Annotated in this window: 20 protein-coding genes; 14 read left to right on the top strand and 6 right to left on the bottom strand. The window is 41.9% G+C overall.

Going from position 1 to position 24,387, the window contains the following annotated elements; all coding sequences use genetic code 11:
- Positions 1 to 44: 44 nt before the first annotated feature.
- From msbA to kdsB, 4 genes are read left to right on the top strand one after another with little or no spacing between them, the layout of a single operon-like run.
- On the top strand, positions 45 to 1,793 hold the full coding sequence (gene msbA / locus J3L16_RS07905) for a lipid A export permease/ATP-binding protein MsbA (RefSeq protein ID WP_207612383.1): 1,749 nt from the start codon (positions 45 to 47) through the stop codon (positions 1,791 to 1,793).
- Positions 1,793 to 2,785, top strand: coding sequence for a tetraacyldisaccharide 4'-kinase (gene lpxK, locus J3L16_RS07900; protein ID WP_207612381.1), 993 nt, complete (start codon positions 1,793 to 1,795; stop codon positions 2,783 to 2,785). The genes msbA and lpxK overlap by 1 nt, the downstream gene beginning before the upstream one ends.
- Positions 2,775 to 2,969: a Trm112 family protein gene (locus tag J3L16_RS07895; protein ID WP_207612379.1), complete on the top strand. Its 195-nt coding sequence runs from the start codon at positions 2,775 to 2,777 to the stop codon at positions 2,967 to 2,969. Before lpxK ends, J3L16_RS07895 begins: the two co-directional genes overlap by 11 nt.
- The gene (kdsB, locus tag J3L16_RS07890; protein ID WP_207612377.1) at positions 2,966 to 3,739 is read left to right on the top strand and encodes a 3-deoxy-manno-octulosonate cytidylyltransferase; all 774 of its coding nucleotides are present in this window, start codon (positions 2,966 to 2,968) and stop codon (positions 3,737 to 3,739) included. Before J3L16_RS07895 ends, kdsB begins: the two co-directional genes overlap by 4 nt.
- On the opposite strand, the gene J3L16_RS07885 is transcribed toward kdsB, so the two are convergent.
- The 5 genes from J3L16_RS07885 to J3L16_RS07865 form a co-directional block, all read right to left on the bottom strand.
- Positions 3,731 to 5,551 carry a ferrous iron transporter B gene (locus J3L16_RS07885; RefSeq protein WP_242698748.1) on the bottom strand — a complete coding sequence of 607 codons (1,821 nt, stop codon included), beginning with the start codon at positions 5,549 to 5,551 and terminating at the stop codon, positions 3,731 to 3,733. The genes kdsB and J3L16_RS07885 overlap by 9 nt on opposite strands.
- 3 nt (positions 5,552 to 5,554) lie before the next feature.
- Positions 5,555 to 5,791 carry a FeoA family protein gene (locus J3L16_RS07880; protein ID WP_207612375.1) on the bottom strand — a complete coding sequence of 79 codons (237 nt, stop codon included), beginning with the start codon at positions 5,789 to 5,791 and terminating at the stop codon, positions 5,555 to 5,557.
- A 6-nt stretch (positions 5,792 to 5,797) separates the two neighbouring features.
- The gene (rimO, locus tag J3L16_RS07875) at positions 5,798 to 7,216 is read right to left on the bottom strand and encodes a 30S ribosomal protein S12 methylthiotransferase RimO (RefSeq protein WP_207612373.1); all 1,419 of its coding nucleotides are present in this window, start codon (positions 7,214 to 7,216) and stop codon (positions 5,798 to 5,800) included.
- Between the two features lie 71 nt (positions 7,217 to 7,287).
- On the bottom strand, positions 7,288 to 9,012 hold the full coding sequence (locus J3L16_RS07870; protein WP_207612364.1) for a protein kinase: 1,725 nt from the start codon (positions 9,010 to 9,012) through the stop codon (positions 7,288 to 7,290).
- A gap of 82 nt (positions 9,013 to 9,094) precedes the next feature.
- Positions 9,095 to 9,904: a formate/nitrite transporter family protein gene (locus tag J3L16_RS07865; protein WP_207612362.1), complete on the bottom strand. Its 810-nt coding sequence runs from the start codon at positions 9,902 to 9,904 to the stop codon at positions 9,095 to 9,097.
- A 347-nt stretch (positions 9,905 to 10,251) separates the two neighbouring features.
- On the opposite strand from J3L16_RS07865, the gene J3L16_RS07860 reads away from it, so the two are divergent.
- The 8 genes from J3L16_RS07860 (at position 10,252) to J3L16_RS07825 (ending at position 20,645) form a co-directional block, all read left to right on the top strand.
- Positions 10,252 to 10,722, top strand: coding sequence for a GNAT family N-acetyltransferase (locus J3L16_RS07860; protein ID WP_207612360.1), 471 nt, complete (start codon positions 10,252 to 10,254; stop codon positions 10,720 to 10,722).
- A 254-nt stretch (positions 10,723 to 10,976) separates the two neighbouring features.
- Positions 10,977 to 11,435, top strand: coding sequence for a ribosome maturation factor RimP (rimP, locus tag J3L16_RS07855; RefSeq protein ID WP_207612358.1), 459 nt, complete (start codon positions 10,977 to 10,979; stop codon positions 11,433 to 11,435).
- A 44-nt stretch (positions 11,436 to 11,479) separates the two neighbouring features.
- Positions 11,480 to 12,976, top strand: a complete 1,497-nt coding sequence (nusA, locus tag J3L16_RS07850) for a transcription termination factor NusA (protein WP_207612356.1) — start codon at positions 11,480 to 11,482, stop codon at positions 12,974 to 12,976.
- Positions 12,977 to 12,998: 22 nt separating this feature from the next.
- Positions 12,999 to 15,608 (top strand): translation initiation factor IF-2, encoded by a 2,610-nt coding sequence (infB, locus tag J3L16_RS07845; RefSeq protein ID WP_207612354.1) that lies wholly within the window; start codon positions 12,999 to 13,001, stop codon positions 15,606 to 15,608.
- Between the two features lie 71 nt (positions 15,609 to 15,679).
- Positions 15,680 to 16,081 carry a 30S ribosome-binding factor RbfA gene (gene rbfA, locus J3L16_RS07840; RefSeq protein WP_207612353.1) on the top strand — a complete coding sequence of 134 codons (402 nt, stop codon included), beginning with the start codon at positions 15,680 to 15,682 and terminating at the stop codon, positions 16,079 to 16,081.
- 9 nt (positions 16,082 to 16,090) lie between these two features.
- Positions 16,091 to 17,026 (top strand): tRNA pseudouridine(55) synthase TruB, encoded by a 936-nt coding sequence (truB, locus tag J3L16_RS07835; RefSeq protein ID WP_207612351.1) that lies wholly within the window; start codon positions 16,091 to 16,093, stop codon positions 17,024 to 17,026.
- A gap of 77 nt (positions 17,027 to 17,103) precedes the next feature.
- Entirely contained in the window at positions 17,104 to 17,373 is a 270-nt protein-coding gene (rpsO, locus tag J3L16_RS07830; protein WP_207612348.1) for a 30S ribosomal protein S15, read from the top strand.
- 287 nt (positions 17,374 to 17,660) lie between these two features.
- The gene (locus J3L16_RS07825; RefSeq protein ID WP_207612346.1) at positions 17,661 to 20,645 is read left to right on the top strand and encodes a TonB-dependent receptor; all 2,985 of its coding nucleotides are present in this window, start codon (positions 17,661 to 17,663) and stop codon (positions 20,643 to 20,645) included.
- 102 nt (positions 20,646 to 20,747) lie between these two features.
- On the opposite strand, the gene J3L16_RS07820 is transcribed toward J3L16_RS07825, so the two are convergent.
- Positions 20,748 to 21,512: a hypothetical protein gene (locus J3L16_RS07820; protein ID WP_207612344.1), complete on the bottom strand. Its 765-nt coding sequence runs from the start codon at positions 21,510 to 21,512 to the stop codon at positions 20,748 to 20,750.
- Positions 21,513 to 21,806: 294 nt separating this feature from the next.
- On the opposite strand from J3L16_RS07820, the gene ahpC reads away from it, so the two are divergent.
- A complete protein-coding gene (gene ahpC, locus J3L16_RS07815) occupies positions 21,807 to 22,370 on the top strand; it encodes an alkyl hydroperoxide reductase subunit C (protein WP_207612343.1) in 564 nt (187 codons plus the stop codon).
- Positions 22,371 to 22,455: 85 nt separating this feature from the next.
- Positions 22,456 to 24,048, top strand: a complete 1,593-nt coding sequence (gene ahpF, locus J3L16_RS07810; RefSeq protein WP_207612342.1) for an alkyl hydroperoxide reductase subunit F — start codon at positions 22,456 to 22,458, stop codon at positions 24,046 to 24,048.
- The last annotated feature ends 339 nt before the right edge of the window (positions 24,049 to 24,387 follow it).

The raw sequence follows: 24,387 nt of genomic DNA, 5'->3' as shown, positions 1-24,387 counted from the left end.
TTTCATTAGGTACACTATAGGCATCTGGATAAGTAATTGTATTTATGCAAACGAAAAACATTAACGCGAAAGAAAATCACACACGTCGATTTGTTGGGTACCTCAAACCGTACAAATTACTTTTCGTCTTTGCCATTATTGGAATGGTGGGCTATTCCGCTTTAGACACCTTTGTTATCGCACAATTAAAACCTATTATCGACGATTCGCTAGCAAACGAAGACTATGGTTATCTGCGCTTAGCTGCGTATGCGATTGTGCCTTTATTTATTTTGCGAGGCGTTTTTAATTTTATGGGAACTTACACATTGAAATGGGTGGGGTCTCAAGTTGTTATGCAAATGCGCCAGCAGTTGTTTGAAAAATACATTCATTTACCGGTTTCATTTCACGACAGAAACCCTGTGGGCAGTTTAATCAGCAAAGTAACCTATGACACTGAACAGGTGGCTAATGCTGCAGGGCGAGCCATTCTCATTGTAGTCAGAGATGGCGCACTGGTTATCGGCTTACTGGTTGCCATGTTTTATTATTCTTGGCAATTATCTGCAATTTTCCTGTTAATAGGGCCTGTTGTTGGGGTAATTGTGTCGGTAGTGGGAAAACGCTTTCGCAGCGTGAGTAAAACCATACAAAAAGCGATGGGTAACTTAACGTCATCAGTGGAACAAACCGTAAAAGGCCACAAAGAAGTATTAATGTTTGGTGGCCAAGAATATGAAAAGCAACGGTTTAAAAATAAGAATAACCACAACCGTCAGCAAACCATGAAACTCAGTGTTACACAGATTTTAAGCGTGTCGTCTATTCAAATTATTGCCTCGGTTGCGCTGGCGTCGGTATTGTTTATTGCTAGTACCCCGAGCATGGCAGAGCAGCTCACCGCGGGTATTTTTATCAATGTAGTTATTTGCATGGTGATGTTGCTTAAGCCATTAAAGCAGTTAACGACGGTAAATAGCGAAATACAAAAAGGTCTAGCAGCATGCGGTAGTCTTTTCGATATTCTCGATCAAGAATCGGAAGTGGATGCGGGCACCACTGAAACCACAAGAACAAAAGGCGAAGTGTGTTTTAATCAAGTGGGATTTTCTTATCCTGATAGTGTGGATCTTGCTCTAGATAATGTTTCCTTTAACGTGAAAGCCGGACAAACTATTGCCCTTGTGGGTAAGTCAGGCAGTGGTAAGTCGACTATCTCGTCTTTATTAACCCGATTTTACGTCCCTCAGCAAGGCGAAATAAGTATTGATGGCGTAAATATCAATGCATATACACTGCGTAATTTACGAAGCCAATTTGCCTTGGTGTCTCAACAAGTTATTCTTTTTAACGACTCCATTGCGAATAATATTGCCTACGGCGCCAAAGATAAGGTTACCCGAAAGCAAATTGAAGAAGCGGCACGCCGTGCACATGTAACTGAATTTGCCGATGCCTATCTAGATGGGCTTGATACACTGGTAGGTGAGAACGGTTCTGCACTATCAGGTGGTCAGCGACAACGTATTGCCATTGCAAGAGCGCTATTGCTTGATGCACCTATTTTGATATTAGATGAAGCCACCTCTGCATTAGACACTGAGTCTGAGCGTTATATTCAAGAGGCGTTAGAAGAACTACAAAAGCGCAGTACTAGCATTGTTGTGGCTCACAGATTATCAACCATAGAATCTGCCGATGTCATCTTGGTTATTGACCAAGGCCAAATTGTAGAACAAGGCTCTCACAGCACATTATTAGCGAAAAAAGGCGTGTATGCCCAGCTTCATGCTTTGCAGTTTGGTGAATAGTGCACAGTTTTATATACCAATGTTGGTTCAACAAGCATCCGCTGCGTTGGTTGCTATTGCCTTTGACGCTATTGTTTTTTCTGCTTTCTTCTTTTAGAAAATTATTGTTTAGCTCAGGGGTAAAAAAAGCATCTCATCCTGGCGTACCCGTTGTTGTGGTGGGGAATATTTCTGTGGGCGGAAATGGCAAAACACCGCTGGTGCTTAAAACCATTGAATGGTTGATAGAGCTGGGTTACAAACCAGGTATTTTAAGTCGTGGATATGGTGGTACGTGTGAAAACTTCCCTCATAAGGTAACAGAGCAAGACACTGCTTCTTTGGTCGGTGATGAGCCAAAATTAATGTCATTACGGAATTTATGCCCAGTCATCATTGATCCTAAAAGGGCAAGAGGAGCAAAGGCGTTAGCCGATGTTGGTTGTAATGTGATCGTGTGTGATGATGGCCTCCAGCACTATGGGTTAAAGCGTGATATTGAATGGGTGGTGATGGACAATCGCGGTGTTGGCAATGGGTGGCTTCTTCCTATGGGGCCTTTACGAGAATTGGCAGGGCGCTTAAAACACGTTGATGCTGTAATTCATAACGGCGACAACCCTTATGTTGAAAATGCCTATTCAATGTCGCTTGCGACAACGCGATTTGTGAATATTGTTGATACCAATATCACTCGTTCAATTGAAGAGTTTGTTTCTGGCGCTAAACAAGAAAAATTGCAAGCAATGGCGGGAATAGGCGCGCCACAACGGTTTTTTGATACCTTATCAAGCATAGGCTTGAACGACATTGAAACCCATGAATTTATCGATCATCATGTATACACTAAATCCGATATTCCTTCGGGAGTGACGGTAATGACAGAAAAAGACGCAGTGAAATGTAAGCCTTTTGCGCATTCGAATTGTTGGTATCTGGAAGTAGACGCTAAGCTACCCAGAGCATTAAAAGAAAACTTAGCTATTAAACTCAGAGATTGTTATGGCGTTTGACCCTAAATTACTCGACATTTTAGCTTGCCCAGTATGTAAAGGTAAGCTGGTTCTTTCCGCAAACAAAGACGCGCTAATTTCTCGCGCTGAGCGGTTAAGTTATCCAATCAGAGACGGCATTCCCGTGTTGTTAGAATCGGAAGCAACCAGTTTATCCAGTGAAGAATTAAAGGCCATCGAGTGAGTAAGCAAAGTCCTTTTACCGTTGTAATACCTGCGCGTTTTGGCTCCACCCGTTTTCCGGGAAAGGTATTGGTTGATATTCACGGCAAACCGATGATCCAGCACGTTGTAGAGCGAGCACTTGAATCGGGGGCTGAAAGCGTTATTGTTGCTACAGATAACCCTGATGTTGCTAACGCCGTAGCGGGTTTATGTCAGGTAGTAATGACAAGTCCAGATCACGAATCCGGTACCGAGCGTATTGCCGAAGTCGTTGTGAAGGCTGAATTGCCCGAAGACACGATTATCGTAAACGTACAAGGCGATGAGCCTTTTGTTCCTGCAAAAAATATTAAACAAGTGGCGCAATTACTTTCTGACTCAGAAGGGCATATGGCCACATTGTGTGCGCCTTTGGATAACCGTGAAGAGGCAGTGAACCCCAATGCAGTAAAAGTGGTGGCGAACCAAAAACGCCATGCCTTATACTTTTCAAGAGCAACGATACCCTTTGAACGACAAGCTCTGTTGGACGATATTAGCGACCCAAGTAAAGCTGATTTAACCCTATTACGTCGACATATTGGAATTTACGCGTATTCAGTGAAATATATTAAGCAATATGTTGCCTATACGCCTTCGCCTATAGAAAAAATAGAGTCTTTAGAACAACTGCGCTCGCTATGGTATGGCGACACCATTGTTGTTGATGATGCGGTTGCGCCGCCGCCGTCAGGTATAGATACACCTGACGATTTAACACGACTGTTGGAACAACTAAGGTTAAAATAAAGTATTCACTAATACCGCAATGGCGTAGGCAAGGAGTGCGTACGCTATATAAACTCCCCAGGCTAATCGACTACTGCCTGTTTCACCTTTAATAATGGCTACCGTTGCTACGCATTGAAGAGCAACAACATAAAACAGCACCAAGCCTAAACCTGCGCCTAGGGTTAACCCGTCCGCTTGCACTCGGTTGGCTAAGCCAGCGACGTCGTCTTCGGCATTGTCCATATTGAACATGGTTCCCAATGCGCCTACAAACACTTCTCTAGCTAAGAATGACACAAGTATGGCGATACCATAACGCCAATCTAGCCCCATAGGTGTAAAGATAGGCTCAAAGAATTGACCAATAACGCTTAGCCATGAATTTTCTAATGTGCTGTTAAGTGGAAAATAACCTAATACCCAAATGGCTACGGAAACCCAGAAAATAATAGGGGCTGCTTTTACAATAAACTGCTTTGCACTGTTTATCACGCGTTGGAAGAGAGGTTTCCAATGAGGGAGCCGATAAGTAGGTAATTCAAGAATAAAAGGCATATCGGTCTGCTCAAAATCTTTTGGCAAAAAGCGATTCAATAATTGGCTTACCAGTAGCGCCATAACAATACCCATAAAATACAAAGCGAAAAATGCAGCGCCTTGTAAATTAAATATTCCTAAAAAGCTTTGGTTCGCAGGAACTAATACGGCAATCAGCAAGGCATAAACTGGCAGTCGTGCAGAACACGACATCAGAGGAATAGTTAACATTGTAATTAAGCGCTTATGGGGAGATTCGATAGTGCGAGCCGCCATAATGGCGGGTATCGCGCAAGCATGACCGGAAAGGTAGGGAATAAAGCTACGGCCAGACAAACCAAAAAAGCTCAAAGGGCGGTGACACATCAATGCAGCGCGGGCTAAATAGCCGCTGTCTTCCAAAATGCCAATAATAAGGGTTAACACCATAATTTGGGGAACAAAGACTAAAAATGAGCCTAAGCCTGCAAAAATTGCGTCACTGAGGAAGTCAGACACAATCCCCTTGGGTAAATAGTGGGTGACCAATTGAGCCACAAAGCCAATACCGTTTTCAACGCCGTCCATTAAAGGCGTCGCCAAAGTAAATATGCTTTGAAACAACACAAACATCACTGCAATAAAGGCTAAACCACCAAACCAAGAATTCAACATGAAGCTGTCTATGCGGTTTTGATCTCGAAGGATGACATCTTTTTGTAAACCGAAACGTTTGTTAAGGTTTTTACTTTGTTCTATTACTGACTTATCAGATATCGCGAGTTCATCAATTTTAGACGAACTTGGATTGGCGGCAATGCCTAACATAGCCGTTTTAAATTCGTGTATCCCTTCGAGGGTGCGAGCGGATATGCCTAATACTGGACTACCCAAGGCTACAGATAGTGCGTTAACGTCAATGGATTCGCCAATGCGAGTGAGTTCATCAATAAAGTTAAGGGCAAATAACAGGGTTTTGTCGTGCTGTAACGCAAGCTTTTGAACTTGTAACCCCATGACTAAGCTGCGCTCTAGTCGAGTGGCATCTAATACACAAACCACAAGGCGGGTATTTTCATCTGACATTGCTCGGCTAATTTCATCAATAGCGACATATTCGTCTTTGCTCATGCCTTTTAATGAATAGGTACCAGGCATGTCGAGTACATTGAATTCGTTGCAACGGCCTCGTTTTATTTCAACGGTGACACCAGGGTAATTAGCAACGTGTTGGCGCATTCCTGTAAGCTGATTAAACAGCAGACTTTTACCTGAATTAGGTTTACCCACTAACAGAATATTTGACGACGACAAGGGTTAATCCTTAATGACAGATACGGAGATATTGGACGCAAGATTGTGTTCGATAGCAAACACACTATCACCTAATTGAATGACAATAGGGCCACCCATAGGACCGCGCTTAACGCACAATACTGGGTTGTTAATATCTAGGCCCATTTCATGTAAACGGTGAATAACCTCATCATTGATTGAGGAACTCATTGCAGTAATTAAAGCGTGTTGATTTTTTTGTAAATCCCAAAGTTTCATTACCAATTACTCGTCTTCGCTTAACACAGCCCAAGTATCGTGTTCATCGGCATGTATGATTTCAGCCCAGACTCGTTCGCCTACATTCACGTCGTGAACACCGTTTAAATGAACAACGCCGTCTACTTCAGGTGCGTCTGCGAAGCAACGCCCTACGGCACCTTCTGATGTGACTTCATCAATAACCACAAGGTACTCTTTTCCAATTCTGGCTTGTAGGCGGGCTGCGCTAATTTCAGACTGTACTTGCATAAACTTGGCAAGGCGAGCTTGTTTAATATCTTCATCTATTGGGCTTGGTAAATCGTTTGCTTTAGCTCCTTCAACGGGAGAGTAGGCAAAGCATCCTGCGCGGTCAATTTGTGCTTCTTTTATAAAGGTCAGTAGTTCTTCGAACTCTTCTTCAGTTTCACCAGGGAAGCCCACAATAAATGTCGAGCGGATGATTAATTCTGGACATATTTCTCGCCATTTTTTAATGCGATCCAATACGCGTTCAGCACTGCCAGGGCGCTTCATTAAGCGCAAAATACGCTTACTGGCATGTTGAAAGGGAATGTCTAAATAGGGTAATACTTTCCCTTCATTCATTAACGGAATAAGGTCGTCTACATGAGGGTAGGGGTACACATAATGCAGTCGAACCCACATATCCATACCACCGAGCTTTTCACACAATTGTTGCATGTGGGCTTTTACGGGCATACCTTGCCAAAATCCAGTGCGGTGTTTTACATCAACGCCATAGGCACTGGTATCTTGCGATATAACAAGTAGTTCATTTACTCCGGCCTTTTTTAACCGTTCAGCTTCATCCAGAATATCGCCTACCGGGCGGCTGACTAAATCACCGCGCATTGAAGGGATGATGCAAAACGTGCATCTGTGGTTACATCCTTCGGAAATTTTTAAATAAGCGTAATGCCGTGGGGTAAGTTTAACGCCGTGGTTAGGAATTAAATCGGCAAAAGGGTTATGTTCAGGTTTTGGCAGGTGATCGTGTACTTGATTCACTACGGTTTCATATGCATGAGGACCCGTAATCGCCAACACATTCGGGTGAATTTCACGAATATCGTCTTCTTTTACACCCAAACAGCCAGTAACAATGACTTTGCCGTTTTCTTTTAACGCTTCGCCTATGGTATCGAGAGATTCTTCAACGGCGGCATCAATAAACCCACAGGTATTAACAATAACCAAATCAGCATCGTTATAGGTGGGCACTACCTCGTAACCTTCTGTTCTTAATTGAGTAAGAATACGCTCAGAATCCACAAGGTTTTTAGGGCAGCCCAAACTTACAAAGCCTATACGAGAGCCTCCAGCTTGACCGTTTTTAGCAGCACTTGCTTGTTCCTCGATGACCTTTTTAGGGGTATCCATCGTGGTTGTCTGTTTAGGGTCAAATTGGTTTACTGTCATGCTATGCCTTGATTTTTAGGGCGATAATTTTTAGGCACGCAGTATACAGGGTATTTGCTGTTTTATCACTCTTATCGCCAATACAGTAAGCCGATAATAACTAGCATCAGTAAAAACGACACAGTTTGCCAAAATACAACGGGATTGCGTTCCATTATGGGGGCGCGGGTTCTGGCTAAAAACGTTTTGTTGGGTTGGCGTAGGTCGTAAACAAATTCGCTTAAATACTCATAGCGTTTTAGTGGTTCTGGGTGAAGGGCTTTACGCAGTGCAAAATCGACCCATTCAGGGATAGGTAAATCGTCGTGTAATACTGAACGGTATTTCAATCTTTTTTGTTGTGAACGGGTATGTGTTCGCGCAATTTCGTTTCCGTAGGGCAGTTTGCCACACAGCATTTGATAAGCGATAACCGCAAGAGAAAATTGATCAGACTCTGGGGTGCCATATTCACCTAGGAAGTACTCAGGTGCTGTAAATTGTGCGGTTCCAAGAATCGCGGGGCTAGGTGGAGTTGCGTGTATTTCATCTATACCCGCTACACGCACTGCGCCAAAGTCGATTATTTTTACTGTGCCTGTATTATCGATCATGATGTTTTCAGGCCGTAAATCTTGATGCAGCATTTCCTTTTTATGCAGTGCCAATAAGCCTTTTGCTATTTGTTCTATGATGTCCCTAACGACTTCTAGTTTTGGCGATGGGTTGTCGGTCATCCACTGTGATAAGGTTTGGCCTTCAATGTATTCAGTGGCGATATAAAAATAAGCCCGTTTTCGATTTGCTAAACAAGGTTTTAATAAGTTTGCGCTGTTGACTCTTCGCGCTATCCATTCTTCTAATAAAAATCGTTCTCTTGCCGCAGAATCTTCTTTTAATTCAGCAGCCAGTGTTTTCAGTACAACACTTTCGCCAGTTTCTTTGTCGGTAGCTAAAAACACATGGCTACGGGCACTTTTATAGAGTTTACGTTCAATGACATAGCCGTCGAACTCCATTCTTGCTTCTAAAGAAGGCGGAAGGGGTAACTCTGACATGTCTTCGTGTAAATCAACCGAGTTGTCGTCACTGAGTGTATCTACCTTGAGTATCTGAACAGTAAGATTGTCTGCGCTGCCGTTTTTATAGGCTATTTCGGTTAGCATACGAGCACAGGTGTTTAGATCATCACCGTGATTATTGAGGACTTGTGTAACATCGTCTGCAGAAACTTCTTCATATACTCCGTCGGTCATTAATAGAAAATGATCGCCATCTTGCAAAGACATGGTGGTGTAATCAATTTTCAATTCTTCGCGCATACCAATAGCGCGACTTAAATAAGATTCTTGGCTTGAAACATAAGTACGATGCTCTTTTGTCAGAACATTAGGCTTTTGGTCTCGTATATGAACGATACGAGAATCGCCTATATGAAAAAGGTGGGCTTTCGCTCCTTTAATTATTAGGCCGGAGAAAGTGCATACATAGCCTTTTTCAATGTTGTATTTAAAGTCACTTCGTTTAGTTTGCGCGTAAAGCCAAGAATTCATTGCGTTAAGAACGCAATTTCCTGCATTTTCTACGCTCCATGACTCAGGTGTACTGTAGTATTCATCGATGAAAGCAGATACCGCGGTTTTGCTTGCTTCTTGGCTAACATTGCTACTGCTAATTCCATCAGCAAGTGAGATGGCAATGCCCTTAGTGCTTAGGAAGGGATCGTTAGGTACATGATATCTACAGGCATCTTGATTGATTTTTTTTCTGCCTTTTTGGCTATATTGCCCAATGATTACTTTAGGTAGTTCAGTCATGATATCAACGGATAAAAAAAGAGCCCTAAGTATTGACTACTAGGGCTCGGTTGTCTTTAGCTTTTTACTTTAAATGTAAAAATTATAGTGTACGTTCGCTCTTAGTACGAACGTGAGTCCAATAAATCGGCAGGCCTACAAGCAAGAATCCGCCAGCAAGGTTACCTAATGCAGTTGGGATCTCGTTCCAAAGTAGGTAATCAAACACAGTGAAGTCACCACCCATGATCATTGAGAATGGGAACAAGAACATGTTTACAATTGAATGTTCAAAAGCCATGTAGAAGAACAACATTACTGGCATCCACATCGCGGCCATTTTCGCACCAGCAGACGTAGAAATCATCGCGCCAACAACACCCATAGATACCATCCAGTTACATAGCATGCCACGAATGAAAATTGTGAACCAACCCAAAACACCTTGTTCTTTATAACCAAGCGTACGAGATTCACCGATAGTACTTACTTTAGCAGCAACGGCACCACCATCAATTTGGTAGCCATAGGTCAATATGAATGAAGCAAAGAATGCAACAGTTAACGCGCCTGCAAAGTTACCTACGAATACAAGTCCCCAGTTACGGAAGAGTTGACCTACGGTGCATCCTCTGCGCTTATCTAAAAGTGCAAGTGGAACAAGCGTAAACACACCGGTAAGTAAATCGAATTTCATCAAGTACAGCATGATGAAACCAACAGGGAACAAGAGTGCTCCTATGAGAGGGTTACCGGTTTTTGTGATTATTGTGATAGCAAAAAACGCTGCAAGTGCGAGGATTGCTCCAGCCATGAACGCTCTTATAATAGTGTCTTGGGTAGACATAAATACTTTTTGCTCACCCGAATCGACCATTTTTGTGGCAAACTCGCTGGGTTCTAAATACGCCATTCAATTGCTCCTTTATTATTGTGAAATTGTTAGCGGGTATAAATTGATAAATATATGAATAAACGGGATTTCGTTTATTCACAATAGGGGTAATTGCAAATGAGGTGCCAATGTAAAAAATTGGGAAAGTATATATTTATATTCACTATGTATTCTCATCTAACCTAGATGAGGCCCCGTATGAATAAATTTTGTTACATTTAATAAAAGCCTGTAAAAACCATGTTGCTAGTAGGGGCTTTAGACGTAAAATATTCATTTCTGCACAATTGGTGCTTAACTGCCCTTTTTTGGTGCGCTTTAATTATGCGTAAATAGTGAATAAAAAGTCATGAGGAAAATAAAAAATGAATAAAATAAAATGGCTCTATAAGCGTTTTAATGAACTAACTAATTTAGAGCTTTATGCATTATTAAGGCTGCGCTCAGAGATTTTTGTGGTAGAGCAAAACTGTGTGTATGCAGATATAGATAACAAAGATACAAGTAGTGAGGTTATTCATATACTGGCATATACCGTTAACGGCGGGGAACTTGTTGCTTGCGCCAGATGCCTACCGCCAGGTGTTTCTTATAATGGGGCTAGCATTGGGCGAGTTGCGGTGCATCAATCTTGTAGAGGCGAAGGTATTGCGCGAACGCTTATGAATAATGCAATTCGAACCTGCCAAGAACAGTGGTCAAAAAAAGATATAGAAATAGGAGCACAGCTTTACTTAAAGCCTTTTTATGAATCTGTTGGCTTTAAACAAACTACCAAGCCTTATGATGAAGATGGCATCATGCACTTAGATATGAAATTGGAGGTATTGACGTAATTTCTAATTATCTAGGTTGCGATTGATGGTCGGGTTGCAGTATACTACGGTACATTAAAGCGCGGGCTCCCTTCGGTTTCTGTTAAGAGAAGTTATTCGGACAGTAACGCGCTAGTTGGTGCACGGGTCATCGATGATATTACAGATTTTGATTCTAAAGCTCCGTATGTCGGAGCTTTTTTGTTATTTTTGGTTGTATTTCGAGTCCTTACGTAATGGGCGATTCGCCCTTTTTTTGTTTTTGGAGAACCTGTTTGTCAAGGCTTGAACAAACATTAACTGAAATGCTTGCCCCCGCGGTAGAAGCACTTGGTTTTGAAATGGTCGGTATTGAGTTCGTAAGAGCTGGTAAGCACAGTACGCTGCGTGTGTATATTGATCATGAAAATGGGATTGAAGTAGACGATTGCGCAGATGCTAGCCATCAAGTAAGCGCAATTTTGGATGTTGAAGACCCAATTAATACAGAATACAACCTGGAAGTTTCGTCTCCAGGCATGGACAGACCTTTGTTCACGGAAGCACATTATCAACGTTTTGTTGGTGAAGTGGTTTCGGTTCGTTTATCTGTTCCCATGGATAATAGACGGAATTTTAAAGGAACATTAACGACAGTTGAAAATGGACAGATCAATGTCAATGTTGACGGAGAATCTTTCTTACTTGCTGTATCTAATATAGAAAAAGGTAATCTCGTTCCCACGTTTGACTAGGAACGCAAGGCGCTCTCGTAGTAAGAGCAACGTGTGAGGCAAATATGAATAAAGAAATACTGTTAGTAGCAGAAGCGGTTTCCAATGAAAAACAAGTGCCTAGAGAAAAGATTTTTGAAGCACTGGAATTTGCATTGGCAAGTGCCACTAAGAAAAAAAATGAAGGCGAAATTGAAGTCCGTGTATGTATTGATCGCGAAACTGGAGATTTCGATACATTCCGTCGTTGGTTAGTTATTGAAGACGACCAGGAACAAGAAAATCCTTTCGCGGAAATGACAATTTCTGCTGCACAAATTGACGAGCCGGACATTCAACTTGGCGATTTTGTAGAAGAACAAATTGAATCGGTTACGTTCGATAGAATTACAACGCAAACTGCTAAACAAGTTATCGTTCAGAAAGTCCGTGAAGCAGAACGCGCTCAAATGGTTGCTGAATACCAAGATAGAGTGGGCGAGCTTGTTACCGGTACGGTTAAGAAAGTAAACCGTGACAACATTATTATTGATTTAGGTAATAACGCTGAAGGTGTTATTTTCCGCGATGATATGTTGCCAAGAGAAACCTTCAGACCAGGCGATAGAGTACGTGGTTTACTTTACGTTATTCGTCCAGAAGCGAGAGGCGCACAGCTGTTTATTAGCCGTGCTCATCCTGACATGTTGGTTGAGCTTTTCCGTTTGGAAGTACCTGAAATTGCAGAAGAAACATTAGAAATTAAATCAGCCGCACGGGATCCTGGTTCAAGAGCGAAAATCGCCGTTAAAACTAACGACAAACGCCTAGACCCTGTTGGAGCCTGTGTTGGTATGCGTGGCTCACGAGTGCAAGCTGTATCTGGTGAGCTTGGCGGCGAGCGTGTTGATATCGTACTGTGGGATGAGAATCCTGCACAATTCGTTATTAATGCAATGGCGCCAGCTGAAGTTGCATCTATTGTTGTTGATGAAGACAGCAATACTATGGATGTAGCGGTTGAAGCGGATAACCTTGCTCAAGCCATAGGCCGCAGTGGTCAAAACGTACGCCTTGCTAGTCAGCTTTCTGGCTGGGAACTGAACGTAATGACAGTGGCTGACTTGAATACCAAACATCAAGAAGAAAACGCGAAAGTGATTGGCGTTTTTGTTACAGGGTTAGAGATAGACGAAGACTTTGCATCTATTTTAGTGGACGAAGGTTTTACAACACTAGAAGAGATTGCATATGTTCCGGCAGCGGAACTTCTTACCATTGACGGTTTAGACGAAGATACTGTTGAAGAACTTCGAAACAGAGCTCGCGCTGCATTGACTACAAAAGCATTGGCAACTGAAGAATCATTAGAAGCTTCAGAGCCTGAAGAAGCGTTACTTAACCTAGAAGGTATGGAACGTCACGTTGCTTATGTACTAGCGAGTAGAGGAATAGCTGATCTTGAAGCACTTGCAGAGCAAGGTACCGATGAAATCAGCGACATTGAAGAACTAGACGAGAAAAAAGCGGGAGAGCTAATTATGGCTGCTCGTAACATCGTTTGGTTCAGTGAAGAAGAATAGTAGAGCGGGGGATAAACGCGCAATGGCAGAAGTATCGATCGAAAAGCTTGCCGCTGATATTGGCACAACGGTTGACCGCCTGGTGTCCCAGTTCGTGGATGCTGGTATCAAAAAGAATGCCGGTGAAAATGTAACTGAAGACGAAAAAAGGCAGTTGCTTGACCATTTGAGTAAACAACATGGTAGCACTGGCTCAGAAGCTCCGAAGCGTATGACGCTTAAGCGTAAAACAACAAGTACGTTGAGCGTAGGTAAGTCGAAAGAAGTGAAAGTTGAAGTACGCAAAAAACGCACTTACGTGAAGCGCACCGATGTAGAAGAGCAAAAGCTTGCTGAAGAAGAAGCAAAGCGCAAAGAAGAAGAAGCGCGTTTGCTACGTGAGGAAGAAGAGCGTAAACAAGCAGAAGCTAAACGAGAAGCAGAAGAAAAAGCGAAAAAAGCCGCTGAAGCTAAAAAACAAGCTGAAGCTGAGCGTGCTAAGCGTGCAGAACAAGCTAAGAAAGAAGCTGAAGAGCGTAAGAAGTCTGAGCCTACAATGACAGATGAAGAACGCAAAGCGCAAGAACAGGCGCGACAAGAAGCGGAAAGATTACGTAAAGCGCAAGAAGAAGAAACACAAAAGAAACTTGAAGAAGACGCAAAAAAAGCGGCTGAAGAAGCGCGTAAACTAGCGGAAGAGAATTCTCGCCGCTGGAAAGAAGAAGAAGCCAGCCGTAAAAAAGCTGAAGCTGAAGAAGTACATCTACACTCTAACCGCTATGCACAAGAAGCGGAAGATGAAGAAGATATGCAAATTGAGCGTTCTTCTCGTCGTCGTAAAAAGTCTAAGAAAAATGCAGGTGAACATTTGAAACAAGGCTTTAACAAGCCAGCTCAACCTGTAGAGCGTACTGTTAAAATCGGTGAAACTATCACTGTTGGCGAACTAGCTAGCAGAATGGCAGTGAAGTCGAATGAAGTTATCAAAGCCATGATGAAAATGGGTGAGATGGCTACTATTAACCAAGTGTTAGACCAAGATACAGCAGTGCTTGTTGTTGAAGAAATGGGTACTAAGTATGAATTGGTTAACGACAACGCGCTAGAAGACGAATTGATGGCTGATAGCACATCAAGTGATAAATCAACACGTGCTCCTGTTGTAACAATAATGGGTCATGTTGATCACGGTAAAACGTCGTTACTTGATTACATTCGTCGTGCAAAAGTTGCCGATGGTGAAGCCGGGGGTATTACCCAGCATATCGGTGCTTACAGCGTAGAAACTGAAAATGGCAAAATTGCTTTCCTAGATACACCTGGACACGCCGCGTTTACCGCAATGCGTGCTCGTGGAGCAACAGCAACAGATATCGTTATTATTGTAGTTGCTGCTGACGATGGTGTAATGCCGCAAACAAAAGAAGCCGTACAACATGCTCGTGCAGCAGGTGTACCTTTGATTGTTGCTGTAAATAAAATGGATAAAGAAGCTGCTGACCCTGACAGAGTTAAAACTGAGTTGTCTCAGTTAGAAGTTATCTCTGAAGAATGGGGTGGTGAGCATCAGTTTGTTGCTGTATCAGCGAAAACCGGTCTAGGCGTAGATGAATTGTTAGAAGCAATTTCTCTACAAGCAGAATTACTTGATTTACAAGCTGCATCAACGGGCTCTGCTCGCGGTATTGTGATTGAGTCTCGTCTAGATAAAGGACGCGGTCCAGTTGCATCAGTTTTAGTACAAGAAGGTGAGCTTAAATCAGGCGACATTCTTCTTTGTGGTGAAGAGTATGGCCGTGTTCGTGCAATGCGCGACGAAAATGGTAAAGAAGTGAAAGCTGCGGGTCCTTCAACCCCAGTTGAAGTGCTTGGTTTATCAGGTGTGCCTGTAGCGGGTGAAGATGCGTTAGTTGTAAAAGACGAACGTAAAGCCCGTGAAGTAGCCGCTAAACGCCATACTAAGAAACGTGAATTGAAACTGGCTCGTCAACAAAAAGCGAAGCTAGAGAACATGTTTGCTGACATGGAATCTGGTGACGTAAGTGAACTTAATGTTGTACTTAAAGCCGACGTTCAAGGTTCAGTTGAAGCCATTAGCGACTCGTTAACTAAGCTTTCTACTGACGAAGTTAAAGTGAATATTGTTGGCTCTGGTGTTGGTGGAATCACTGAAACTGACGCCAGCTTAGCTGCAGCATCAAGTGCAATTGTACTTGGCTTTAATGTCCGTGCAGATGCAACAGCACGTCGTATTATTGAGTCTGAAGAGACTGATTTGCGTTACTACAGCGTTATCTATGATTTGATAGACGAAGTGAAGAAAGCGATGAGTGGTATGCTTTCGCCAGACTTTAAACAAGAAATCATTGGTCTTGCTGAAGTACGTGATGTCTTTAAATCGCCTAAACTTGGTGCGATTGCCGGTTGTATGGTAACTGAAGGTGTTATTAAGCGTAGCAATCCAATACGTGTTCTTCGCGATAACATTGTTATTTATGAAGGTGAGTTGGAGTCTCTTCGTCGCTTTAAAGACGATGTTCAAGACGTAAGAAACGGTATGGAATGTGGTATCGGCGTTAAGAACTACAACGATGTAAAAGTCGGAGACCAAATCGAAGTCTTTGAAATAATTGAAGTTAAGCGCGAAATTTAAGTAACCTAACTTTATATAAAGGGGCCTGTTGGCCCCTTTTTTATCTTACAAATTAATAAGGAGCGCACAAGATGGCTAGAGAATTTTCTCGTACTGATCGTGTTTCTCAACAAGTGCATAAAGAGATTGCCAGTATTCTGCAAAATGAATACAAGCATAAAGTGGCTGATTTACCGTTTATTACGGTATCTGGCGTAGAAGTATCAAGAGATTTAGCCCATGCAAAGGTTTACGTTACCTTTTATGGTCAAGATGATGCTCAAACCAAAGAACTCATGAAGCAACTTGATGAACATAAAGGCTTCATCCGTTCTATTTTGGCGAAAAAGTTAAGAATGCGAGCGGTTCCTGCTGTGCATTTCCATTCAGATAGTTCCTTATCTGAAGGTTTACGTATTTCGAGCTTGGTGTCGCAAACGATTGCTGAAGACGACAAAAAACGCAATGAATCTAACGAGTCTAACGAGGAATAACAGAGCAGTATGGGGCGTCGTAAAAAAGGCCGTGTAATTAACGGTATTGTTCTGTTGGATAAAGCGGTTGGAGGATCGTCCAATCATGTTTTACAAAAAGTACGCTGGCTTTATCAAGCACAAAAAGCAGGACATACAGGAGCATTAGACCCTCTTGCTTCGGGAATGTTGCCTATTTGCTTAGGTGAAGCAACCAAGTTTTCTCGATTTTTACTCGATTCAGATAAAACCTATGAAGTCACCGCAGAGCTTGGTATTCGAACGACCACAAGTGACGCAGATGGTGAGGTGGTGAGTACCCGAGAAGTTAACTGCGATGAAGAGACGATTGTGCAAGCAGTGATGGCATTTGAAGGAACAAGTAAACAAGTACCTTCGATGTTCTCGGCGTTAAAATATCAAGGTAAACCACTTTACACTTATGCTCGACAAGGCATTGAAGTTCCCAGGGAAGCGCGAGACATAACGGTTTTTTCTATCACTGATGTCAGTATTAATTTGCCTTTTGTCAGTATGACGATTCATTGCAGTAAAGGCACTTATATCCGCACCATAGTCGATGATTTAGGTGAAAACTTAGGGTGTGGTGCCTATGTTTCCAAATTACATAGAACTAAAGTGGCTCATTATCCCAATGAAAAAATGATGACCATCGAACAGCTCGAACAGATAGTAGAATCTGAAGGGCTAGAGGGATTAGATGCCTTACTGTTACCTATGGACACAGCAACGGAACAACTTCCGTTGACTCATGTCGATGATGTGGTGACAGAACGCTTTGGCCACGGTAACGCATTCCCTGTTAATAGCGATTTTGAAGTGGGTGATTTTGTACGGGTGTACGATCACAATGAGCGCTTTTTAGGTGTGGGTGAGTATCAGGCCGATAAAAGTATTCAACCTAAGAGAGTGGTGGTTTATGAGGATCCCCTTGCTTCTAGTTAAAAGAACCGTATAATGCGCGGTTCTCATCGTTGGGCTGAATTAGTGATCGGCTCAACATTAATCAATTGGAGATAACTATGTCACTAACTAAAACAGAAACTGCACAAATCATTTCAGATTACGCTGTAAAAGAAGGCGATACTGGCTCACCTGAAGTTCAGGTTGCACTTCTTACTCACAACATCAATAAGCTTCAAGGCCATTTTTCTGATCATAAGAAAGATCACCACTCACGTCGTGGTTTATTACGTATGGTTAGCCAACGCCGTAAGCTTTTAGATTACCTTAAAGGTAAAAACAGCGAGCGTTATTCTGCTCTTATCAAAAGCCTTGGTTTACGTCGTTAATACCAGGTTATTGCATAAGTTCACTTTCGAGTGAAATAAAAAACCCTATCGCCATTGGCTATAGGGTTTTTTTATACCTGCTTTACGGTTGAACCTACATCAACTGTGTAATACATCTACCGTATTTGATTTTAAAAACTCATTGACTGTTCGAGTTTCATACGGATATTATGGCTTTGCGAGATATTGTCGCATTTGTATCACCCGAAATGCTTTTTCCACACATACCTATACATAAAAACATAATAGTAGGATGTTACGTAAAAAATTAAAGGGAAACACATACTATGATAAAACGCTCAAAACTAGCATTTGCTATTAAATTAGCAAGTATAGCTGGAACAACCTCTGCCTTATTTTCAACGTCTTTATACGCTCAAGAACCTGACGTTGAAGAAAAAAATGTTGAAGTCGTCCGAATTACTGGTTCTCGCCTTGCGGCCAACCCAAACCTTACTGCGGGTACTCCTGTTCTCAGCGTCTCAGGTGAAGAGGCGAACGTTCGAGGAAACATAAGAGTAGAAGACTTTTTAAATGTATTACCACAAGTTTTTGCTGGTCAAGCATCTGAAGTTTCAAATGGCGCAACAGGTACAGCAACTCTCGACTTAAGAGGTTTAGGAGCTCAACGTACCTTGGTACTTATTGACGGTAAACGCCTACCTTATGGGTCGTCGCAAACAAGCCCTGCTAATGTTGATATTATTCCAACTCAGTTGATTGAAAGCGTTGATATATTAACTGGAGGTGCGTCGGCTGTTTATGGTTCGGATGCAATAGGTGGGGTGGCTAACTTTGTACTAAAACGTAATTTTGAAGGCGTTGAAATAGGTGGCCAATTTAGCAGTAATTATAACGCAAATGATGAAGGTATCTGGGAAGACGTCTTAAATTCAGCGGATCAGCCTGTACCAGGTTCGACTTGGGACGGAGAAGAAACGTTAGTTTATGCTTTATTTGGTGCTAATACAGCTGATGGGCGTGGTAACGTAACAATTTATGCTTCATATGAAGATAGAAATGAAATTGTACAAGCCGATCGTGTTTTTTCAGCCTGTACTCTTGGGCAAGCCTCTGGTGAGCAAAGTTTTGGCGGTTTTGGTTGCGTAGGTTCAGGTAACTTTAGGCTATTTGGTGGTAATACTATTAACGCTTTTCAGGAAGAAAATGGCGAATTGGTTGACTTTGTTGGTGGACCATCTCAAACGTTTAATTTTGGAGCTGCAAACTTCTTTCAACGGCCATCCAAGCGTTACTCATTTTACTCACGCGGACACTATGATATCACTGACAATTTAGAGATTTACGCCGATTTCTCTTATACCAACAATACCAGTGACGCTCAAATTGCTCCTACTGCTTCTTTTGGCGTTTTTGACATTAACTGTGGTAACCCACTTATTCAAGGTAATCAAGGTATTGCGTTTACCGATGTATTCGGCTGCTCTGAGTCTGATATTGCAAATGATGTCATCGTAGAAAACATAACTGCAGCTCATCGAAATGTTGAAGGTGGGCCTCGTAACTCTCGTTTGGAGAATTCTACTTGGCGCTTTGTAGGTGGTTTGAAGGGATACATAGATGATACTTGGCAGTGGTCGGCGTTTGGTCAAATCTCTGAAACCCGCGATCAATCTGTTAGTTCCGAAGACTTTATTGTTGCAAACGTTCAACAAGCATTGTTAGCGACAACTGATGACGATGGTAACATTGTTTGTACCGACACTTCTGATGGATGTGTTCCTTACAACCCATTTCAACGTACTGCAAGTGGTGAAAGTTTAATAACTGAAGAGCAATTAGACTTTATTCAAGGCGTTGGACTAGTCAATGGTGAGACATCTCAATTGGTTTTTGGTGCTGATATTCAAGCCAATTTGGGTGATTACAATATTAGTTCTCCGTTTACCGACAATGGGATCGCGCTATTAGCGGGTGTGGAGTTTAGACGCGATGAATTAGCTTCTACTCCTGACGAAATAAGTCAAGTTGAAGGTGGTGGTTTCACAGGTGTAGGTGGAGCAACATTAGCGGTAGCGGGGGAAGTTGAAGTTTCTGAATTTTTCGCTGAGCTGGAAGTGCCTTTAGTCAGTGAAAAAACCGGTATAGAAGAGTTAACTTTGCGTGGGCAGTATCGTTTTTCTGATTATGATGTTGCTGGAAATGGTACATCCAATAGCTTTGATACTGATGCGTGGGGAGTGTCGTTAACTTATGCGCCTATTGAAGATGTAAAATTTCGTACTCAATACAATGTTGCTGTTAGAGCTCCTAATGTCATTGAGCTTTTTGAGGGAGTAAATACAGATCTTCCCGATCTTAATTCGAATTTGAATGCGAATGGGATTGAAATTTCTGATCCTTGCTCATCTAACGCCCCTATCAGAACATTTGAAGAATGTGCTAGAACAGGGGTTACCGCAGAACAATTCGGCTCTATCCCCGATATTCTAGCTGGTCAGACTCAGTCTCTTACTGGAGGAAACACCCTGCTTAACCCAGAAACAGCAGACACATTCACATTTGGTGTCGTTATTACACCAAGTGCAATACCTAATCTGTCAGTTACTATAGATTACTTTGATATTTCGGTTGAAGACGCAATAAATGATGGTATCCCAGCACAAACTATTTTAGATAATTGTTTGAATACTGGTGAGGCAACTTTCTGTGACTTGATTACTCGAGCGTCGTTCAATGGCACACTTCGCTCGGGTATTTCCGGTGTTGGTTTTGAACAAACCAATATAAACATCGCTTCATTGGAGACTTCAGGTGTTGATTTACAAGTGAATTATAGTTTTGATATTAAAGATTATGGTTCAGTACAGCTAGATTACGCATCGACTATTTTAGATGAATTGTCTGAGACTTCATTTCCTGGTGCTGAAGCTGTAGATTGTGCGGGGTCATTTGGTAATGCTTGTGATCGTGTTCCATCCCCTGAGTATAGACATAGGTTCTTAGCTACTTGGAATACGCCTTGGGACTTTGATGTAATCGGCACTTGGCGTCATTTTGGAGAAACAGACAATATTGATGAAACAGACACTCTAGAGTCAACTTTGGATGCGGTTAACTATTTAGATGTAACTGTTAGCTACAACGTTTTAGATAATTTAAATGTAAAATTAGGTGTACTTAATCTGCTTGGAGAGGATACGCCGGTATTCTCAGGTGCGGGTCCAGCAACATTTGGAAACGGAAACACTTACCCAACCATATTTGATACAGGAACCAATGTATTTTTAAATGTAAAAGCGAGTTTCTAATGGCTTTACATTCTAAATAGAATTGGTCGTCTAATAATATTTTATATAGCAAAACCCCTTCTTTTATTAGAGGGGGTTTTTATTTTAAATAAGGGCAGCTCATTACTGCGTAACAGAAGGAGAGGTTTGGTTTTGCTGGCTTACTAATTTCGTTGCCAAGGCTTTCACTTCATTTTCTAACTGGGTTATGCGTTGGGATAATGCATCATTTCGCTGTTCAAAAATAGACAATTGTTCTTTGACGTCGTCAGCTTCTTGTGAAGCAACAAGTTGTTCTAGTTGAACATTTAATGCCAGTACTTCATCTGCTAGGGCGGTAGTTTGTGATTCGATAGAATTCACTTTACCTTGCTGAGTGCTGCTTGTAGTAGTTAGGTTATCAATCGATTCAGATAGCTGACTTTGAACTCGGGTTATTTTGGCATTGTTATCGGCGATTTCTTTTTGGTTACGACGCCAAGCTGATGCCCATAGTTTATCCATTTGCTCCCAAAGTTCACCGGTTTTTTCACTTAAATCGTTCACTTTAACTTGAAGGGCTACGGTTGATTCGCCAATCTCTTCGCCGGTTGCAGACAATTTACGTTCAAGTGACAGAATACGGTTTTCTGCGGATTTGATGACTTCAGACTGCGCTAAAGACTGTTCATAAAGGTAATAAGCTGCACCCGATGCAGATAACGCAACAATAAATGAAAATGTTGCTAATACCGGGAAACCACTTTTCTGTGGTGATGAAGTGCTATTTACTACGCTGTTCGATTGCGCTGATTGCGGCGATACGCTTTTACTTTGTTGGCGGTCTCGTCTGTCTTCGTCGTCAAGACGTATAGTAAGAAAATCGTCGTTCTTAGAATTGTTGCTCATGATGCCTCTGCTACATAATGTATGTACTTGTTCGATATGCCCTACAACACAGACACCACAGCAGTTTAGCGAAATTACTAATGGTTTTCCATCTTTGAAGAATAGCAATAAATCGGTTGAAGCTTAAACGATAGGTAAATCCGATTGAGCCGTTCGATTTTCTTTATTATCCAAGCGCAAATTATCCCTCTATAGTTAGTCCAAGTCACGAGCTGAGACGCTTTTAAATTCGTAACTAACGTAACGTTCAAATTGAACATTACACATTAATTTTAAATAACGGAGAATCAAAACATGGCACTAATCAACACAACTATCAAGCCTTTCAATGCAAGCGCGTTTAAAGATGGTGAGTTCATTGAAGTGAGCAGTGAAGATGTAAAAGGTAAATGGGCAATCTTTTTCTTTTACCCAGCAGATTTCACATTCGTATGCCCAACTGAACTTGGTGACGTAGCTGACAAATATGAAGAGCTTCAATCACGTGGCGTAGAAGTTTACTCAGTATCTACTGATACACACTTCACTCACAAAGCTTGGCACGATGCGTCAGACACCATTGGTAAAATTAAGTACACAATGATTGGCGACCCTACTGGTGAAATTACTCGTAACTTCGACGTTATGCGTGAAGAAATGGGACTAGCTGACCGCGGTACGTTCCTTGTAGACCCTGAAGGTGTAATACAAGCAATGGAAATCACTGCTGAAGGCATTGGCCGTGATGCAGATGACCTACTTCGCAAAGTTAAAGCAGCACAATATGTTGCAGCTAACCCTGGGGAAGTTTGCCCAGCGAAATGGAAAGAAGGCGAAGAAACACTAGCTCCATCATTAGACTTGGTTGGTAAAATTTAATCAGGCGTAAATAGCTTGCTCGGCACCATTGAAAATGCGGTTGCCGAGCACATTTACCCTGACGCGAAAATAGAGGAATAGTATTATGTTAACGCAAGAAATATTAAGTGCATTGAAAGGTTACACTGCAAACATGAAGAACAAAGTTAACTTTGTTTTGCAAAGTGGACAACACAGTAAGCGCGACGAATTGAAGTCGTTCCTCTCTGATATCGCAGGTGTAAGTGACAATTTAGAGTTAATTGAAAGAGATACAAACGATTTACTGCGTAGTCCTATTTCCTTCTTATTGGAAGCAGACGGCAAAGATACAGGAATTCGGTTTTCAGGCATTCCAGGTGGACATGAATTTAATTCATTAATCCTTGCAATCTTACATGCCTCAGGCTCAGATTTTAAATTAGACGAGAGTGTTCAGAATATCGTCAAAAATGTACAAGAGCCGTTGCATTTTGAAACCTTCATTAGTTTAAGCTGCCATAACTGCCCAGATGTTGTTCAGGCGTTGAATCAATTTGCTTTACTTAATGACAACATTACCAATGAAATGATTGACGGCGGGCATTTCCAAACGCTTATTGAAGACCGTGATATTCAAGGTGTACCTAGTGTGTACCTAAATGGCGAGTTATTTGCCAACGGTAAAGTAGATGCCGCATCATTATTAGATAAATTAATTCAAACCTATCCAGCGCTGAAAGAAGCCAATGCTGGTGCACAGTTACCCTTGCAAGACGTGACTGTTGTAGGTGCTGGCCCTGCTGGTGTAGCAGCGGCGATATACAGTGCCCGTAAAGGCTTAAGTGTGACTGTAGTGGCAGACAGGTTTGGTGGCCAAGTGAAAGATACCATGGGTATTGAAAACTTAATTTCAGTGCCAAAAACTACAGGCCCAGAGCTTGTAGGGAATATGATGGAACACATGAACGACTACGACATTACGTTAAAAGAGCATGTTCGAGTAGACAATATTCAACGTGGGAAAATTAAAACGTTAACGCTGTCTTCGGGTGAAACCATTAAAACTAAAACTATCATTGTGGCAACAGGTGCAAGATGGAGAGAGTTAGGTGTTCCTGGTGAAAAAGAAAACGTAGGTAACGGCGTAGCTTACTGCCCACACTGCGATGGCCCTTTCTTTAAAGGTAAAGATGTTGCGGTAATTGGTGGAGGTAACTCTGGTATCGAAGCTGCGCTAGATTTAGCCGGTATAGTGAAATCGGTAACGGTATTTGAGTTCTTACCTGAACTTAAAGCTGACCAAGTGTTAGTTAACCAAGCGATGAAGCGCGACAACATTACTATTTTGAAAAATGTTGCTACTCGTGAAATTAAGGCGGCTGATGGTAAAGTAAATGGGATTGAGTACCAAGATCGCGAAACTGAAGAAGTAAAAGAACTTGCGCTTAGCGGTGTATTTGTTCAGATTGGTTTGGTACCAAATAGCCAGTTCTTAAAAGGTGTAGTCGATTTGTCTAACCACGGCGAAGTGATTATTGACCATAAGAGCATTACATCTGAGCCAGGTATTTATGCTTGCGGTGACGTAACCACAGTGCCTTATAAGCAAATTGTAATATCAATGGGCGAGGGCGCTAAGGCATCGTTGTCAGCATTTGAATATTTACTTGCTTTTGATGCAGACAGCGAAGAAGGCGACGCTGAGAAGGTTGCATAATTTACCCTAGGGCCAGTATCTTTACTGGCTCTTTTTTATTTCACATCAATAATTCCATCCTATTTAGATTTTTCTGCGTTATTTGATAATAAACGTTATCCCAGTACCTATAACAGCACTTTTCGGACATTTGCCGCTTTTCATACATTGGTGAAACACGGCATAAGTACGAAACCCTTGCCATACATACACCGAAGCAATATATTAAATTTATAAACAAAATCTATACCGACCAAAATGATAAAATTGTTATCCACAGGTAGGTGTATAATAAATTGTTATACGGTACGAGCGTTAAGACCTAGAGAAATATACTCGTAGCGAACCCAATAAACAGTC

Source organism: Alteromonas sp. 5E99-2, from assembly GCF_017368475.1.
Taxonomy (GTDB): Bacteria; Pseudomonadota; Gammaproteobacteria; order Enterobacterales; family Alteromonadaceae; genus Alteromonas_F.
The sequence above is the reverse complement of the archived record's forward strand: the minus strand, read 5'-3'. Positions and strand labels throughout refer to the sequence as shown.